Raw genomic sequence first — 16,003 nt, 5'->3', positions numbered from 1 at the left:
GTATGGGCACGGGCCTATGGCCCTCTGGGGTATGGGCTTTACTCAAAGTGAGTTTACGAGCGACCACAAAAGCGTGCAAAACGAGCGTCGCAGAAAATGCTTGCATTTTCTATGACCGAGTGCAGCCGCGGACGCCGAAGGCGTCAAAGCGAAGCGTGCCCACAGGCACAACGTGCCGACCTCATACCTCATAACCGCCCTCAAAAAGTTATTTTTGTTACTAAAAAAATATTTTTTAGTAACACTTTTTCCATATTTTTTTATATAATTCTATTGAACGAACAAGAAAAGTGGACTGTTTTATAAGGGATGATAAAATGTATTTAATGACATATGATATAGGTACGTCCTTTATAAAAACGACTCTCACCAATGTCACGGACAAAATCGAGTTCGTGGGAGCCACTGTCGTAGGGACCCACAATACAGCGACAGAAGACCGCAGAGGCAACGAACAGAACGCCGATGAATGGTGGGACACGATTTGCCGCAGCACAAAAGAACTCCTCAAGAACTACAGTATTTCAAGCGACCAAATCAATGGCATCAGTTTCTGTTCGCAATTAAGCGGAACTGTCCTCGTCGATGAAAACGGCAACGTCGTCCGACCGCCCATGACATTCCTCGACAGGCGTGCAGACAAGGAATTCAAGGAATATTTCGACACGGGACTTCGCATCCACGGGCTTAACATTTGGAAACTCTTGAAGGCCATACACCATACAAAAATGGTACCCGTCGGAACCTATCATCCCATTTGGAAATACAAATGGGTTCAAAACAACGAACCTGAAATTTTTGCAAAAGTCCGTTATTTTCTTGATGTCGGCGATTACATGCTCTACAAGACGACTGGACGGTTTGTCCGCACCGAGGATTCCGCATTTTGCTCAGCGCTCAACGATTGCCGTGAAGACCACTCCGGATGGAGTTTTGAAATGGCAAAAGCTTATGGCATTGACAAAAGCCATTTGCCAGAAATCGTCAAATGCACCGATATCATAGGGCACCTTTCCGCAGAAGTCGCTGAACAATTAGGTTTAAGCGAAGGGACTCCCGTCATTGCAGGCGCCGGTGACGTATCCATGGTTGCTATTGGCTGCGGCAACACCAAAAAGAACATGACCGGCATTTACTGCGGAACATCGGGTTCGGTCTGCACCGTAGTCCATCGCGAAATGCAATTTTCCGACATCATGATGATTTCCATCAAAGGGCCAAATCCGTCACAAAAATATTTTTACGGTGAACTGGAAACTGCTGGAAAATGTTTCGCCTGGGCTAGGCATCTCATTGGCAAAATGGATGAAACGGAATACAGCTATGAAGAATGCGCTTCGCTGATCTCTAAAGCGTCGCCAGGTTCCCGAGGGATCTTGTTCACGCCGTTCTTGCATGGGTGCAAAACGCCATTTGAAAACGGCGACATCCGCAGTTCTCTTTCCGGCATCAATCTCGAAACCGATAAAGGGGACTTACTGCGAGCCGTAGTCGAAGGTATCTGCTTCCATTTCCGTTGGATGCTCGAAAGCCAAGCAAAAAAATGCAAAATATCTGACACAATCCGCTTTGCCGGTGGGCTTGCTAGAATAAACGTTTTAGGACAAATTCTCGCAGACATCACCGGTCACACCATCGAAGTCGTGAAGCACCCGCAATACGTCGGTGCATTAGGAGCATCCGCCATTGCCGCCATCGGTCTTGGAAAGCTCAAGTTCGAGGATATTCACGACTACATCGAAGTCGCAAATACATACAAACCTGATTCCGAGACGCACGAGATTTACAACAAAATTTATCAAAAATATCTCGCTAAAGTCAAAAGCGACCGAAAGCTTGCGGACTAGACGAATAACAAAAGCAAAACGCCATCCTCGACCTGATCGAGGATCTTCTCTAATCACTAACCTCTAGATTCTATTTCCTACTTCAACAACCGAGTTCCAAGGCCTTGGATTTTTATAACCGTTGGGTACGCGGGGAGTTGCATGTTGTTTTGCAGCGTTCCACGACGCAGTTCGTGACCGTTGACATCAAACAGTACAAAATCGCGACCAAACAATTTTGGGGAAATTGTCAAACGATGATTCTGCACGCGGATTGTTTCGAGTTTGTATTTGGCCGGAACAATGCTTGAAATGGCGGCATTGCGAACTTTGACGGAGTCCATTGCGTAATCATAAAATTCAAAGACAGGGCCAGGTCCATCAATATGACCCATTATTGTCCTAAAGGCATAATCATAAATAATCTGTTTAGAGTACTTGTTATTACTTTGTGATTCTTTTTCAATCTCGGAAACTAGTACAGATTCAATTTCAGTAATTACAGCATTGTACGTAGAATCGTTGGCAGTTCCCTTAGCACATTTTCTATAACGTTTTAATTGATTCTCAAAAACATCTCTCCATGAATGAGTTGCACCCGTAAAAACATAGAATTCAATAGTCTCCCCTTCATATGGGCAACCATACAAAATATTCGAATCAAGATCTGTCGAGCATACAGTTCGATTCTCCCCCCAACAACCAAAATCACCACAATTTTCATCCCAATTATAAAAATCAAATAACGTTTCAGGCATTTTTTCTACACGAACGGCCATTTCGATTTTGACCTCAGCCCAAACCATTACGGCCAACGCAAGCAACGGAATCAACGTCTTTTTCATTTTAGCACTCCTAACCAAGCTACATCAAGTTGCGTGTTAAATGTAGTTGATTTTTGCGGGTTGAATGGAACTCGGTAAACCTTGGAATACTGGTGCACAACAACGCCCCTTCCATAAAACTGACCGTATAATTCTTTATTGTGCGTTTGTCCCAGCACCAACTGAGCATTAGGAGCTATAATTGTCCCTGCCCACGCACCATGAACAAAAAACCGATCGCTACCGTAATAATATAACTTAAAACCATTCGCTATGATAGTTTTTTCTTCATTTTCGGTAGCAGCATTCCACTGAAAATTCGCCTTCATCAAAATAGAGTTTGCCACTAGCTTCGACCATGATAATTTTAAAAGAAGCAAAACAATTGCATATGGCAATCGCCCAACAACGGCATCCATCTTCTTCATCGTATGGATTTGTAATAGGGGTTATAGTCATGCAACTTAATATATATACTTTGTCAACAATTTGTTACAAACATTTACTTTTCTTTACACACAAAAAAAAAGGACTCTACGCCGTTGGCTCCAGAATGACCGTTGCAAAACGTCATCCTAATTTTTCACAACATAAATCATTGATTTTACAGTTAACGACAAAAGAGAATTCTCGTAAAAAGCCGCCCCCAGCCACAGTGCCGAGGCAAGCCATCTCTCTATAAGCAACTGATGCCGGATCAAGTCCGGCATGACAACACACACAGCAAGCTACAACAAACTAAAAATTAATGACTATTGACTAACGACCATTGACCAATGACTATAGACTAACAACTAATAACTAGTCTATCGCTTATTGCGCGGAAGCTCACTAGCGTGCTTTTCAAGCCACACGGCATCTTCAATAGCACGTTCAGCTTCGGCAGCCCAATCGGAATCTGGGAAACCACGAACAACTTCACGATAGCGGTTCACCGCACTGTGGAAATCACGCATTTCGCGATAGATGTTGCCCATCTGGAGCAAAGCAAAGTAACGTTCGTCCGACGTAATTTCGTTTTCGAGCAACGCCTTGTACATCTGGAGAGCCGCTTCATTGTAGCCATCCGCAAACAAAGCGTTCGCATTCGCGATGGAATTCGCCGCCGTCGGAGAGACAACTTCATTCTGCGGTTTCGTCGCAATTTCAGCGGACTTCGCCTTGTCGTTCCCCGTCTTCTGCGCTTCCCTTAAGGCTTTAGCTTCGGCTTCCTTCGCCGCCTTTTCTTCGGCAGCGGCATTAGCGACCGCGTTGATTTCAGCCATGCGGTCTTCTGCGGCCTTGCGGAACTTCGCATCAGGAGCCGCCTTCTTCAAGTAAGCGGACAAATACTTCTTTTCTTGATCCAGACGTTTGCCTTTCTGGTTAATCTTTGCCAAATAGTAATTGGCGTCGTTGCCGCGTTCTTTATACGAAAGTCCCTTCTTCAGGTTGAACTCTGCCTTGTCGTATTCTCCCATTTCATAACGGGTTACGCCAGCATAGAAGTACGCACCGGCATCGCCAGGTCTCTTCGAAAGCACGGTTCTCCAAAGTGGAGCGGCTTCGGCATAGCGGCCTGCAGCAAGCAAAGCCTTGCCTTTTTCGAACGGATCTTCAGAAGCGTCCGCAGTTGCAGTATTCTGCGCAACCGGAGATGCAGGCTGAGTTTTAGGCGTTTCGGCTTTCGCAGGAGTTGCCGGTTGAGCAGCCTTCGCAGGAGCGGCAGCGGCGGTTTTTGTTTCCGTCTTAGCTGGTTCAGCCTTTGCTGTCTCGATCTTAGCAGTTGCTGTTGAAGCCTTTCCGCCTTTCATCTTCGCACGTTCGGCATCGGCCTTGGCATGCTGTCCCATCGCTTCGAAAGCCTTAGCGGCACCTTCATAAGCGGCTGTCAAACTCGGATTATACTGGTAAGCCAAACGGTAATTCGCCACAGCACCCTTATAATCTTTCATCTTCATGCGGACATTACCGGCAGCCATGTAAGCTTCGGTATTCTTCTTATTTTCGGCAAGCATGGCACGGTATTCGCCAAGGGCTTTTTCGTACTGGCCCTTAGCCTCAAAACGTGCACCTTGTTCAATACGGGGGTCAACGGCCCAAGATTGAGACATACCCAACAAAAAAGCAAGCGCGATAAAAGGCAATTTCTTGTTCATAGAAAAAAAATTAGTAAAAACCATTGACAATGTAATTTAGATAGACGATATTAGTAGCAGTGATGTGGATATTTTTTATCTATCCGCAAAGGAGAAAAAAATGAAAATCACCGAAGTTGTTGATAAGTACAAACCGGACGAACAAGAACTCATCATCGAAGCCTATGAACGCGAAGGGGGCGACACCGAAGATGTGGATTTGATTCTATTGGACCGCATTTGTGCAAGGCTTGGGCTCGGACTCGATAACGACGACCTAGACAACGACGACATCGCCGAAGAAATTAACTTCGACGAATACGGGAGCCACTTCGAAGACGTCTCCGAAAGCGACGATGAATTGTAGAGACGAGAGACAAGAGACGAAAGACGAGAGAATAGCGATTAGAACGTTGAATCGTCATTCTGAGGACCGAAGGGCCGAAGAATCCAGTGACATGTCTGTAATCAGAACCGTGTAAAGAGATCCCCGAACTAGTCGGGGATGACAACTAACCACCTAAAACCTACTACCTAAAACCTATTTTCATTCTTCCATATCCGCGACGCACCGGACGTAGAGGCCTTTATGAACGCTTTCATCCGTGCGGTTGATATCACGCACCAAGCGCCGGAATTCCCACGAGCGCGCGGAATTTTTTAATATAGACGTTGAAGACCAGTAATGCCCCGTCGATTCAGCATCGCAATAGCCATCCCAATCCTGGCATCCGCCACGTCCTAGATTATCCCAATCAAGCGTAGCACGTTCTTTTTGATAATCACGCCATTCACCGTCATCCGGCAAATGCCAGCCCGCAGGGCAAGCCTTAAGAGCTTCATCGTAAGTGTAATAACGTCCAAATTTTTCACAGAATGCTTTATCTTCAATGTAGCACTGTTTTTCAGACGTAAGGCTAAATGCAAGATTTTGTTTCATCCAAATTTTACCGGCACGGACTTCTACTTTGTACTTCTTTTTATCTCGGTTGTCCGTAAGCATCATATCTTTTTTCGAAACGCCTTTTTCTGCCAAAAGGTCGCGGTCGTAAATGCAACGCACTTGCACGGCATCGGCATCTTCAATTCGAACAAGTTTAGCAACACCGCGTTTTGTATCAAGCATCATGACTTGCGTACCGACACCGCCCACCGCAGCGTAATAGGCAGCATAATCTCTTTTGTTTACAACGTTATCTTCTTCAAACTTGTAATAACCCATTGAAGAACCGCTCACAAAAGATTTCATGTTCTGCACTTTACGCGGTCCCATAAATCTATCATGAATTAATTTATCCCAATCAAGGGCGTCCGGCAAACGCGTACCTTCCGGGCACGAAAGTTCCCACCGTTCATTGCGATAGAAAGAACGGCCTTCGTCATCTGAGAAATTTGCAGTTTTGCGGAAATTGAGGTCTTGACTGAACCAATTTAACGAACCGGATTTAATCGTCCTATAGACGTGTCCATCCCTAAAATCTTTTACTTCTTCGGCATCGCATACAACTATAGATACTGCCAAAAAAATTGCGGCGCACAAGACACGCCTAAAGCCTTCCAACATCAAAAAACCTCATTTTTATGGTGGCTCCAACAGGAAACCCCACGAGGAAAAATATATATACAGTTTTTGAAAAAAAAGTTAAAAAAAATGTCAAAAATAAAATACAGCCCCAATATTTCCCGGAATTGCCCATATCGCAATATTCTTTTTACAAATCTCATGCAATTTTAGGACTCCAAAACTCACTCCGGCGCCCATTAAAGCTCCAAAAATCACATCCGAGGGGTAATGTTTGCCCGCCACGACCCGCAAAATGCCCACGCCAGCGGCCAAAGCGTATGACGAAGTCCAGACTAGAGCCTTATAATTCGAATTCGGGTAAATTTCCGAAAACCATTCGCCTGTAAACGTCGCAACCGTAAAAGCCGCAGAAGCATGCCCCGAATAAAAGGATCCATAAGCCTCGCCGCGAGCCTCCTTCGCCTTTTTAGCACCCTTTCCACGTTCTGCATATACATAAGGTCGAGGCCAGAGCTGCGAAGAACGGACAATCTGGTTCAAGGCATTCTGCAACGCAAAAGCCTCAACGAACATGAGCGCAAAAGCACCAAAGTCGTACGCATCAGCATCGCCATTGTACCACGAATACCCCGCCAAAGCAAGCGGAACAACCGCAAGCGCACCCGTATAATGACTCACGACCGTCGCCCACTCGCTGTAACGCCCCACAAAAGGCCTATCCCAAGGCAAAAAATCCGATTTAGCCCTCAAATCGCCAGCCGAAACGCGTTCCATGCCGTAATATTGATACACGCCTAACGCCGAAGTCAACGCAATTCCAAGCGCAAGCGGAACATCGAGACGCTCCGAGACATCGTAATGACGAGGCGCGGAATTTTCTACGGGAAATGCGCTTGAGGCTATTCCAGATGCGCCGAGCGCACTAAAAGCAAGCGTTGCCGCACATAGCACGGCAAAAAACACTCGAAAAAAGCTTTTAAAGCACCTTTTTTCCATCAAAAGTCCATTAAAAATTTATATTCACAACGACAAACATAAAAAAGTATTGGCGGACCACGTGACAAATTCGAATTTTAACCAGAACCGAGAACCGATTATCCCGAACATGGAACTTTTTGGAGCCATTTCCGACGAAATGCGCCTCAAGATTTTACTCCTGCTGGACCAGTCCGAATTCACTGTCAACGAAATCAAGGACATTCTGGATATCCACCAGAGTAACGCGAGCCGCCATTTGGCAAAGCTGTCGCAATGCGGACTCGTGAAAGACCGACGTGACGGCATCAAGGCGTATTACCGCCTGAGCGAAGAACTTTACATGAGCAGCCGCCTGTTGCAGATTATCCGCGAAGCTTACGACGAACTGCAAGACAAAGACATTTTAAAATGTCGCGCCGCACAAGCGCTCGAAGAACGTACGGACAAGACCAAGGGGCAAATTCACAAGCTCGACCAAGCCGGCGGAAGCCTCAAGGCACAAATCAGCCTGTTCAGCAAGCTCATGGTGCCGTTCGAAAACGCAGTCGATATCGGGTGCGGCGAAGGCGGAGACCTTTCGCTCATGCTCGCGAGCCGCTGCAAGAACGTGACGGCCCTCGACTACGACCCAAAAATCATCAGCGGATTGCAGCAAATTTTACAACAAAAGGGCATTGAAAATGTGACGCCCAAAGTCGCCGACATGACGCAAACGGGACTCCCCGAAAACTACGCGGACCTCGTGCTCATGAGCCAAGTATTGCACCATGCCACCGATCCGCGACTCGCCCTCAAGGAAGCGACCCGCATCTTGAAGCCTGGCGGAAGACTAGCTCTCCTGGACCTCGCCCAGCACAAAGAAGAATCGTTCCGCACCACTCACGGACACATTTGGCTTGGGTTCGAAAGGAGCCAGCTCGAATTCTTTGTGAAAGAACTCAATTGCAAAGTGCTCGAAAGCGAAATCATCCCCAGCGAAAACGAAGTCGATAAAAAACTCCCCGTGATTTGCATGATTATTACAAAAGAGTAGAGATATAAAAAGAACCGTCGGTGAATACCGGCGGTTCTTTTGTATTGTTTGTGCGGAGTTTTTAGTTCAGAGACGGGGTTTCCCAGTCAATCCATTCAGACTTCTTGAAGCTTATGGTCTGCGTATTCTTGGTGTAATCAATCTTACCCGTCTTAGCATCCTTGCCGAGCAAGAACTTGTTCATGAAGTCCTTGACTTCGTCGAACTGTCCGTTCGGGAGCTGGCAGTGACCATGGCCGCCTTCCTGGCTGTAGGTGTAATTTTCTGTTGCACCGAGAGCGTCATAGACTTCCTTAGAAGCTTGTCCGCAATAGTTCGACGGAACTTCACCCAGCCATTCCTGGCCGGCATTGTCGAGAATGAGGAGTGCACGCGGTGCAACCATGGCCACCAACATGTGCTGGTCGAACGGGAGCGTATTTTCCTTGCCGTCGTAGTTCTTGAAGCTGGAAATCATCCACTTACCTTCGGTACCGGCACTGCTGAGGCCCTGCACGAACTGCTTGCCCTTCTGCTTGTTGACCTGAGCACCGACACGCCAAAGCGATGCGCCACCGGAACCGGATTCCTGCGGAATCGTGAGGGCGATACGTTCATCGAATGCACCCACGGCAAGCGTACCCTTGCCCCAACGAGAGCAACCCGTCATCGCAAGGTGCTTCACGTCAATACCAGCTTCAGGCGTCTTTTCGAGAGCGTCGATAATACGGCTCACGCCCCATGCCCATGCAATAATGGTGCCCTGACCGCCGTTATAAAGCTGGAAGAACATGCCGCCACCGCTTTCGGGGGCAACGTCATCCGGGTTGAAAGTAATCTGAGCGATGTCGAGACCATTCGTCGCGTTGCCGAGGCTTCCGCAACCGCCGCCCATCATGCCACCGCCAAAACCGATCATGGCCGGCTTCGGCTTATCCTTCGTACCGGCGTTGCTGATTTTCACGGAGAAACTTCCGGATTTGCCCTTGTCAGTCACCTTGATGGTGAGCTTTCCACCGGAGTAGCTACCTTCGACCTTTTCTGGATTGCGCGGCTTTGTACCGAACATGAGCTTTTCGTACATGGCACCGATTTCTTCGCGACGGCATTTCCAATCCGCCTTAGAAGAAATACGCTTGCCATCAAGCCCCATGAACGGGTCCGGGAGCTTGGCGTTGTTCACGCTGGAAGGAATATTGCCGATTTGGCATTCGCTGCGGTGGTCTTCGACAAAAGCATTTGCCACCGGCTGCGGAGCCGTTTCACTGCTGGCAGGAGCAGCTTCGCTCGAAGACGATGCCGGAGCGTCAGTTGCCGAACTGGCCGGAACTGTTGCCGAACTGCTGGAGCGATGACGATGTCCGCTTGAACTCGTCGCTACCGGCCCTGCACTGCTGAGAGGAGCCGTTGCCGAAGAACCCACGACAGGCCCAGCAACACTAGAAGAACTGCCAAGAGCAGAACCATTTGAATCCGGATTTTTTTGACCAGCGGAATCAAGAGAGCTAGAACTCAGCAAAACAGCATCGACAGAACTGGACAAGCCCAAATCCGGCACGGTCGCACTGGAAAGCCCAAAATCAACAGCATCAGACGATGATCCCGCCTGAGCAAAGCAATCTGGTGTTAAACAATCTGCGGAAGACGTAGAATCATCACCACAGGCCCATAAACCAAAGGCAACTACTGCCACTGGCACTAGATATTTGTATTTATTCATTTTATACCAACCCCAACAACAGCCGGAAATTCGACAGTATGTTGTTTATTAAGATAATCTATTCAACATTTGAACGCAACGCTGTTGTGTTTTTTTTGTTGTAAGAGTTACAACGGAAAAATTATCAAGAACTTTTGTATAGGAATTTTTACATTCTTTAAAATAGGGACAATGCGTTTTTCCGCTTATTTTTGGCATATTTACGAAAAAAAGCCGCATGAATATCAAAATATTAGATAAATTGGGATTGATGGATCAGGCTAATTTTACAACGAATCAAGAGCACATCGTAAGTGTGCTCCTTAAGAAGAATCCGAAACTGGATGAAGGGATTCTCAGAAAAGCTATAGCCTTTATTGCCGATGCCCATGATGGTCAGTACCGCAAAAGCGGCATGCCCTACACAGAACACCCTTACGAAGTGGCCAAGATTCTTGCGGACTTGAAGCAAGACCAGGCAACGGTACTAGCAGGCTTACTGCACGACGTGGTGGAAGACACTCCGCATACGCTTAGCGAAATTTCAGAACTTTTTGGCGAAGACACAGCGTTCATGGTCGATGCGGTGACAAAAATTACCGCAGTGCAAGAGGCGAGCAAAACGGCCCAAAAGGCAAGCACTTACCGCAAGCTCATTACAGCTATGGCGAAAGACCCTCGCGTCATCATGATTAAAATCGCAGACCGCATCCACAACATGCGCACCATGCGATACATGAAGCCCGAAAAGCGAAAGATTATCGCGCAAGAAACGCTCGACATTTACGTACCGCTCACGCACAGGTTCGGTCTCTACAAGCTGAAAACGGAACTCGAAGACTTGAGCTTCAAGTACGTAAACCCGGACGAATACCAAAAGCTCGTCGATGCGCTTATCGAGAACAAGGAAAAACGCGAAAACTACGTGCAGTCCGTGATTGGCCCTCTGCAAATCAAGATGGCCCTCGAAGACTTCGACTGCACCATCCAAGGCCGCACCAAGAACATCTACAGCATCTACAACAAGATGATTGCACGCGGTTGCGGTTTCGAGGACATCTTCGACATTTTCGCCATCCGCATTATCGTTGAAACAATCCCCGAATGCTACCTTGCTCTCGGTTACGTCCATAACCTGTGGACTCCGCTGCAGAGCCGCTTCAAGGACTACATCGCGACCCCGAAGCCGAACCTCTACCAGAGCATCCACACAACGGTCATCGGTCCAGAAAACAAGATGGTCGAAGTCCAAATCCGCACAAAGGACATGGACCTCACCGCCGAGAAAGGATTCGCCGCGCACTGGGCCTACAAGATGGAAACGCAGCATGAAGGCGAAGAACTGGCGTGGCTCGACCACATGGTCAAGTTGCAATCCGAAATTTCGGACTCAAAGGAATACCTCGACTTCTTGAAGGTCGATTTGAAGCCCGAAGGCATGACAGTGTTCACTCCGAAGGGAGCATCCATCGAATTGCCCGAAGGGTCCATCGTCTTGGACTTCGCATTTGCAGTCCACACGGAACTCGGCCTCCACTGCATCGGTGCCCGCATTAACGACAAAGTAGTAAGCCTTGATGAACCGGTGCCGCACGGTGCTACCATACAAGTTCTCAAAAGCCCGAACCAGGAACCGAGCCCGGAATGGCTTGAAATGGTCAAGACCATCAAAGCGAAGCAGGAACTGCGCAAGTGGATGAAGACAAGCATCACGAACCAGTCCCGCAGCCTCGGTAAAGAAATTTGGACTCGCGAACTCAGACTCCTGAAAATCGAAAAGGACAAACGGCCCAAAGAAGAAGACATTCTCAGATACTTTGGTCAAACTAGTTTGAACGCATTCTTTGAGCATCTGGGTCAAGGTGAACTTCCGCTCCAGGACATCCACCGTTTCTTGAACGGCGGAAACGACATAGCTAAAGAGACGGCGACACTTCGCTTTTATCCGAAATTCGGCAAAGACAAAGAAAGTTCGCCCACTGACGAAATGCCGTTGATGATCGGTCACGAAACAAGCCTACTCATCCATTTTGCAAGTTGTTGCGGTCCTGTCCCTGGCGATAAAATTGTCGGCGTAATGCGTCCGCAAATCGGCATCGAAGTCCACAAGAGCGATTGCCCTTGCCTCAAGGATTTACCAGCCGACCAGCGACTCCCCGTCGATTGGAGTGCCGACGTCACGAAACCGTTCACGACACACCTCACCATCGAAACAGACAACAGAAAGAATCTGCCACTCAGCATTTTGATGGTACTCAAAGACGAAAACTTGTCGCTAGACAGAATGAGCATCGCGAGCGCCCAATATACCGGTCGCATCCGCATGGAATTCAAGGCGTTCCGCAAAAATCAAGTGGATTCCATCGTGAATAAAATCCGGCAAGTCGAAGGTGTGAGGAGGGTCGAAAAAGCATGATATCGTCCCTGCACCATTGCGATTACACACAAAAAAACCGTGCGTTCAACTGCCGCATGAGGAACCGTTATTACGAAGAAGTGTATTATGCGTTCCGAGCACTGTTCCCGAACGAAATTGCAGAAGCCAAGGCCCCCACGCCCGAAGAAAACAGCGCATGGTATCAGCACTTGAGCAAGGACATCAAGCGTTACGAACGACTCTTGATGACGTGCCTTGAATACGCACAAGCGGCCATTTTCTACGGCAAGGCAGAATATTCTTCGCTTTACTCCAAGGATAAACGCTGGGGTATTCTGCAAGAAGAAATTTTCCTAGTGCATTTTTTGCAGGAACTGCTTTCGACAACTCGGTATGTCATCGCAAGGATTGACACAGACAAAGTCTTACAGCAATGGAGTGGTGCCATGCAGGGCATGAAATCAAGACCGGTCACTTACGGATTCGTGAGCGACATCCAGGGAAAGTTGAACACCATGAACGCAGGAACCATTGACGAATTCAAGGAGCTATTCAAACGAGTCCTCGATCGATTCCAGATAGGCAACACGCTCTTCGGAACCGTACAAGACTTGCAGAATTTCTATTAGACGAGAGACGAAAGACGAGAGACGAAAGATGAAAAAACGTCATGCTGAGTTCGAAGAACGAAGCATCCAGTTAAGGGAAATCACTGGATCCTTCACTACGTTCAGGATGACGAAAGCAAAAAACTAGGATGACGAAAGCGAATAACTAACAACCAAAGACCATTAACTATTGACTAACAACTAACAACAAAACTTTAACTATAGACTTTTAACTAACTACTAATCACTAACCACTGTTTACTGCTAATGCCAGAATACATCATTCTATCAATCTTCCTTTTTCTGGGCGCGTTTATCGCGGCGGCGGCAACCGTCACGGGGCTATTGCTAGGCTACCGCACCAAGAAGACAAAGAACAAGATGGCTCCGTACGAATGCGGCATGGAAACCATCGGCAATGCCCGAATCCAGTTCAAGGTGGGGTACTACTTGTTCGCCCTGCTATTCCTCGTGTTTGACATCGAAGCGCTGTTCCTCTTCCCCGTCATGATGAACTTTAGGGAAATCATGGCCGGGCATACGGCGCTCTCCCCTGCAATTGTCATTATCGACCTTGTTATCTTTATCGCGATTCTCGTTTCAGGTCTTGCCTACGCCTGGAAGAAAGGAATTCTCAAATGGGAATAATTAATTTAGCTCCAAAGATTTTAGACCCGATTCCCGGTGGAAAATACGTCGTCAACGCTATCGACTACGTAGTCAACTGGGCTCGTGCGAACTCCATTTGGCCGCTTACATACGGTACAAGTTGTTGCGCTATCGAAATGATGTCGAGTTCCATGGCTCGTTATGACATTGCCCGTTTTGGCTCTGAAGTGTTCCGCTCGTCCCCGAGACAGGCGGACCTGTTTATTTTGGCAGGTACAATTACCCGCCGCATGGCCCCAGCCATCCAGATGCTTTGGGAACAAATTCCTGGCCCCAAGTACGTCATTGCCATGGGGGCCTGCACGATTAGCGGCGGCCCGTTCATCTACGACAACTATTCTGTTGTCCGTGGTGCACAGAACTTGATTCCGGTCGATGTGTTCGTTCCCGGCTGTCCGCCACGCCCCGAAGCGTTGTTCCACGGTCTTTTGACGCTCCGCGAAAAGATTCTCAAGGAAACTTGCCGCAACCCGTGGCACGAAGGCGAACCGAAAGACGTTTCGACGATGGACCGCTATCGCGAAGCAGCAAAGACTTGGGCCGCCCTCGAAGAAATGAAAGACGAGCAGATGGCCGAAGCCCGTGCGAAGTTCAAAGAAGAAAATCCTGACTACAAGAGCACCTTCAAGCCCGTCCGCGTCAAAAAAGAAGATTTTCCTGTTGTAGAACGCGTGCCGTTCAAGCGTCTCGGCTTAACGCAGCTCGAACTGTTCACGAAACTCCGTGCCAAGTTCCCGAACGTAACCGTGCATACGCACAGCGAAGACGCGATTGAAGACGTTGTCGCTAAGATGCCTGCGGATTGTCCGCTCGAAGTCATGCTCGAAAAAGAAGATTACCTGAACGTTGTTGAATTTGTCAAAAACGATCCCGAATTCAAGATGAATTACTTGATTGACGTGACCGCCATTGACTACGACGACCACTTCGACATGGTGACCATGCTCAGAAGCCTTGAAATCGGGCACAAGATTTTCCTCTGCGTGCAGCTCAAGAAAGACTTCTCCATCGAAGAAGACAAACGCCCGACATCGCTCTTGGCAAGCGTCCCGACCATTTCGCACCTCTACCCCGGTGCCGAAGTCAAGGAACGCGAAGTTTATGACATGTTTGGCATCAAGTTTGAAAATCACCCCGACCTTCGCCGCATCTTCTTGGACAAGGACTTCGTGGGTTACCCGCTCCGTAAAGACTTTACTCACCCGGAAATGATCAGGAGGCCTATATGAGTCATCAATTACCTCCGGGATTTCGCCTCGAACGCAAATCGAATACCGAAGAATTTTTCATCAACATGGGTCCGCAGCACCCGAGTACTCACGGTGCACTACGCCTCACGCTCCGCATGGATGGCGAAAACATCGTAGAACTCGTACCGCACTTTGGCTATATCCACCGCGGTATGGAAAAGCAAGCGGAATCCATGAGCTATTTGCAGTATATTGCACTCAGCGACCGTCAAGACTATTTGACCGCAATCCAAAACAACTTGGGCGTTGTCATCGCACTTGAAAAGGGCATGAACGTGGGCGTTCCGCTCCGTGGCGAATTCATCCGCGTGATGCTCCAGGAACTTGGCCGCATAGCCTCGCACTTGGTGTTCTACGGCTGCTTCGGCGGCGACCTTGGCGGACAAACATGCTTGCTGTTCGGCTTTAAAGAACGTGAAATGATTCACGACATGCTCGAAGAAGTGACAGGCTCTCGCCTCACGACAAACTTCTTTAGACCGGGCGGAAGCCGCTACGACGTGCCGGATACGTTTATTCCACGCGTGAAAGCGTTCCTCGACCACATGGAAGATACGATGAAGGATTACGAAAGGTTCCTTTCGAAAAACATCATCGTGCTGGAACGCAGCATCGGCATTGGCGTCCTCACTAAAGAAGACGCGATTGCTTATGGTTGCTCCGGCCCTGTGCTCCGTGCAAGCGGCGTGAATTTTGACGTTCGCCGCGCAAACCCGTACAGCATTTACGACCAGTTCGACTTTGAAGTTCCCGTGTTCCATAACGGCGACTGCTACGACCGCTACAAAATCCGCATTGCAGAAATACACGAATCCATGAAGATTTTGCGCCAGTGCGTCGATAAATTTCCGACCGAAGGTCCGTGGCGTTCCAAGGAAAAACCGGTACGCCTCCCGGTGGGCCGCTACTACAGCGAAATCGAAACCGCAAAGGGTCTTTACGCAACGTACGTAGTAGCCGCAACGACCGGCGAAAAGCCGTACCGCATCCATACACGCGGTCCAAGCTTCCCGCACATTGCAGCTCTCAACAAGATGGTTCAAGGCCACAAGATTTCGGACCTCGTGACCATCATGGCAACTCTTGACCCCGTGATCCCGGAAATTGACAGGTAGTTT

General features: G+C 48.2%; 14 protein-coding genes. 8 read left to right on the top strand and 6 right to left on the bottom strand.

Going from position 1 to position 16,003, the window contains the following annotated elements:
* Positions 1-317: 317 nt before the first annotated feature.
* On the top strand, positions 318-1,847 hold the full coding sequence (locus IKG78_RS14355) for an FGGY-family carbohydrate kinase (protein ID WP_290944702.1): 1,530 nt from the start codon (positions 318-320) through the stop codon (positions 1,845-1,847).
* Between the two features lie 77 nt (positions 1,848-1,924).
* Here the strand turns inward: IKG78_RS14355 and IKG78_RS14350 are convergent, their stop codons facing one another.
* From IKG78_RS14350 to IKG78_RS14340, 3 genes are all read right to left on the bottom strand, one after another.
* Positions 1,925-2,671 (bottom strand): hypothetical protein, encoded by a 747-nt coding sequence (locus IKG78_RS14350; protein WP_290944700.1) that lies wholly within the window; start codon positions 2,669-2,671, stop codon positions 1,925-1,927.
* Positions 2,668-3,078: a hypothetical protein gene (locus tag IKG78_RS14345; protein ID WP_290944698.1), complete on the bottom strand. Its 411-nt coding sequence runs from the start codon at positions 3,076-3,078 to the stop codon at positions 2,668-2,670. Before IKG78_RS14345 ends, IKG78_RS14350 begins: the two co-directional genes overlap by 4 nt.
* Positions 3,079-3,456: 378 nt before the next feature.
* The gene (locus IKG78_RS14340; RefSeq protein ID WP_290944696.1) at positions 3,457-4,743 is read right to left on the bottom strand and encodes a tetratricopeptide repeat protein; all 1,287 of its coding nucleotides are present in this window, start codon (positions 4,741-4,743) and stop codon (positions 3,457-3,459) included.
* Between the two features lie 145 nt (positions 4,744-4,888).
* Here IKG78_RS14340 and IKG78_RS14335 point away from each other — a divergent pair, with 145 nt between their 5' ends.
* Positions 4,889-5,134 carry a hypothetical protein gene (locus IKG78_RS14335; RefSeq protein ID WP_290944694.1) on the top strand — a complete coding sequence of 82 codons (246 nt, stop codon included), beginning with the start codon at positions 4,889-4,891 and terminating at the stop codon, positions 5,132-5,134.
* Positions 5,135-5,314: 180 nt separating this feature from the next.
* Here IKG78_RS14335 and IKG78_RS14330 read toward each other — a convergent pair whose 3' ends face one another.
* Complete coding sequence (locus IKG78_RS14330) at positions 5,315-6,289, bottom strand: FISUMP domain-containing protein (protein WP_290944692.1); 975 nt, start codon at positions 6,287-6,289, stop codon at positions 5,315-5,317.
* A 132-nt stretch (positions 6,290-6,421) separates the two neighbouring features.
* Positions 6,422-7,243: a phosphatase PAP2 family protein gene (locus IKG78_RS14325; RefSeq protein ID WP_290944690.1), complete on the bottom strand. Its 822-nt coding sequence runs from the start codon at positions 7,241-7,243 to the stop codon at positions 6,422-6,424.
* A gap of 106 nt (positions 7,244-7,349) precedes the next feature.
* On the opposite strand from IKG78_RS14325, the gene IKG78_RS14320 reads away from it, so the two are divergent.
* Positions 7,350-8,303, top strand: a complete 954-nt coding sequence (locus IKG78_RS14320; RefSeq protein ID WP_290944688.1) for a metalloregulator ArsR/SmtB family transcription factor — start codon at positions 7,350-7,352, stop codon at positions 8,301-8,303.
* A 61-nt stretch (positions 8,304-8,364) separates the two neighbouring features.
* Here IKG78_RS14320 and IKG78_RS14315 read toward each other — a convergent pair whose 3' ends face one another.
* Positions 8,365-10,002: a hypothetical protein gene (locus IKG78_RS14315; protein WP_290944686.1), complete on the bottom strand. Its 1,638-nt coding sequence runs from the start codon at positions 10,000-10,002 to the stop codon at positions 8,365-8,367.
* Positions 10,003-10,219: 217 nt separating this feature from the next.
* Here IKG78_RS14315 and IKG78_RS14310 point away from each other — a divergent pair, with 217 nt between their 5' ends.
* From IKG78_RS14310 to IKG78_RS14290, 5 genes are all read left to right on the top strand, one after another.
* On the top strand, positions 10,220-12,397 hold the full coding sequence (locus IKG78_RS14310) for a bifunctional (p)ppGpp synthetase/guanosine-3',5'-bis(diphosphate) 3'-pyrophosphohydrolase (RefSeq protein WP_290944683.1): 2,178 nt from the start codon (positions 10,220-10,222) through the stop codon (positions 12,395-12,397).
* Complete coding sequence (locus tag IKG78_RS14305) at positions 12,394-12,987, top strand: hypothetical protein (protein ID WP_290944681.1); 594 nt, start codon at positions 12,394-12,396, stop codon at positions 12,985-12,987. The genes IKG78_RS14310 and IKG78_RS14305 overlap by 4 nt, the downstream gene beginning before the upstream one ends.
* A gap of 246 nt (positions 12,988-13,233) precedes the next feature.
* Positions 13,234-13,614, top strand: coding sequence for an NADH-quinone oxidoreductase subunit A (ndhC, locus tag IKG78_RS14300; RefSeq protein WP_290944679.1), 381 nt, complete (start codon positions 13,234-13,236; stop codon positions 13,612-13,614).
* Entirely contained in the window at positions 13,605-14,864 is a 1,260-nt protein-coding gene (gene nuoB / locus IKG78_RS14295; RefSeq protein ID WP_290944677.1) for an NADH-quinone oxidoreductase subunit NuoB, read from the top strand. The genes ndhC and nuoB overlap by 10 nt, the downstream gene beginning before the upstream one ends.
* On the top strand, positions 14,861-16,000 hold the full coding sequence (locus IKG78_RS14290; protein ID WP_290944675.1) for an NADH-quinone oxidoreductase subunit D: 1,140 nt from the start codon (positions 14,861-14,863) through the stop codon (positions 15,998-16,000). The genes nuoB and IKG78_RS14290 overlap by 4 nt, the downstream gene beginning before the upstream one ends.
* Positions 16,001-16,003 lie beyond the last annotated feature (3 nt).

Origin of the sequence: Fibrobacter sp., from assembly GCF_017545445.1 — a bacterium.
In the GTDB taxonomy this organism is placed as follows: domain Bacteria; phylum Fibrobacterota; class Fibrobacteria; order Fibrobacterales; family Fibrobacteraceae; genus Fibrobacter.
This window is presented reverse-complemented; position numbering and strand designations above follow the sequence as displayed.

Excerpts from the sequence above, each read along its gene's own strand:
- IKG78_RS14355 (WP_290944702.1), top strand. The coding sequence starts at position 318 with ATGTATTTAATGACATATGATATAGGTACGTCCTTTATAAAAACGACT.
- IKG78_RS14350 (WP_290944700.1), bottom strand. The coding sequence starts at position 2,671 with ATGAAAAAGACGTTGATTCCGTTGCTTGCGTTGGCCGTAATGGTTTGG.
- IKG78_RS14345 (WP_290944698.1), bottom strand. The coding sequence starts at position 3,078 with ATGAAGAAGATGGATGCCGTTGTTGGGCGATTGCCATATGCAATTGTT.
- IKG78_RS14340 (WP_290944696.1), bottom strand. The coding sequence starts at position 4,743 with ATGTCTCAATCTTGGGCCGTTGACCCCCGTATTGAACAAGGTGCACGT.
- IKG78_RS14335 (WP_290944694.1), top strand. The coding sequence starts at position 4,889 with ATGAAAATCACCGAAGTTGTTGATAAGTACAAACCGGACGAACAAGAA.
- IKG78_RS14315 (WP_290944686.1), bottom strand. The coding sequence starts at position 10,002 with ATGAATAAATACAAATATCTAGTGCCAGTGGCAGTAGTTGCCTTTGGT.
- IKG78_RS14310 (WP_290944683.1), top strand. The coding sequence starts at position 10,220 with ATGAATATCAAAATATTAGATAAATTGGGATTGATGGATCAGGCTAAT.
- IKG78_RS14305 (WP_290944681.1), top strand. The coding sequence starts at position 12,394 with ATGATATCGTCCCTGCACCATTGCGATTACACACAAAAAAACCGTGCG.
- ndhC (WP_290944679.1), top strand. The coding sequence starts at position 13,234 with ATGCCAGAATACATCATTCTATCAATCTTCCTTTTTCTGGGCGCGTTT.
- nuoB (WP_290944677.1), top strand. The coding sequence starts at position 13,605 with ATGGGAATAATTAATTTAGCTCCAAAGATTTTAGACCCGATTCCCGGT.
- IKG78_RS14290 (WP_290944675.1), top strand. The coding sequence starts at position 14,861 with ATGAGTCATCAATTACCTCCGGGATTTCGCCTCGAACGCAAATCGAAT.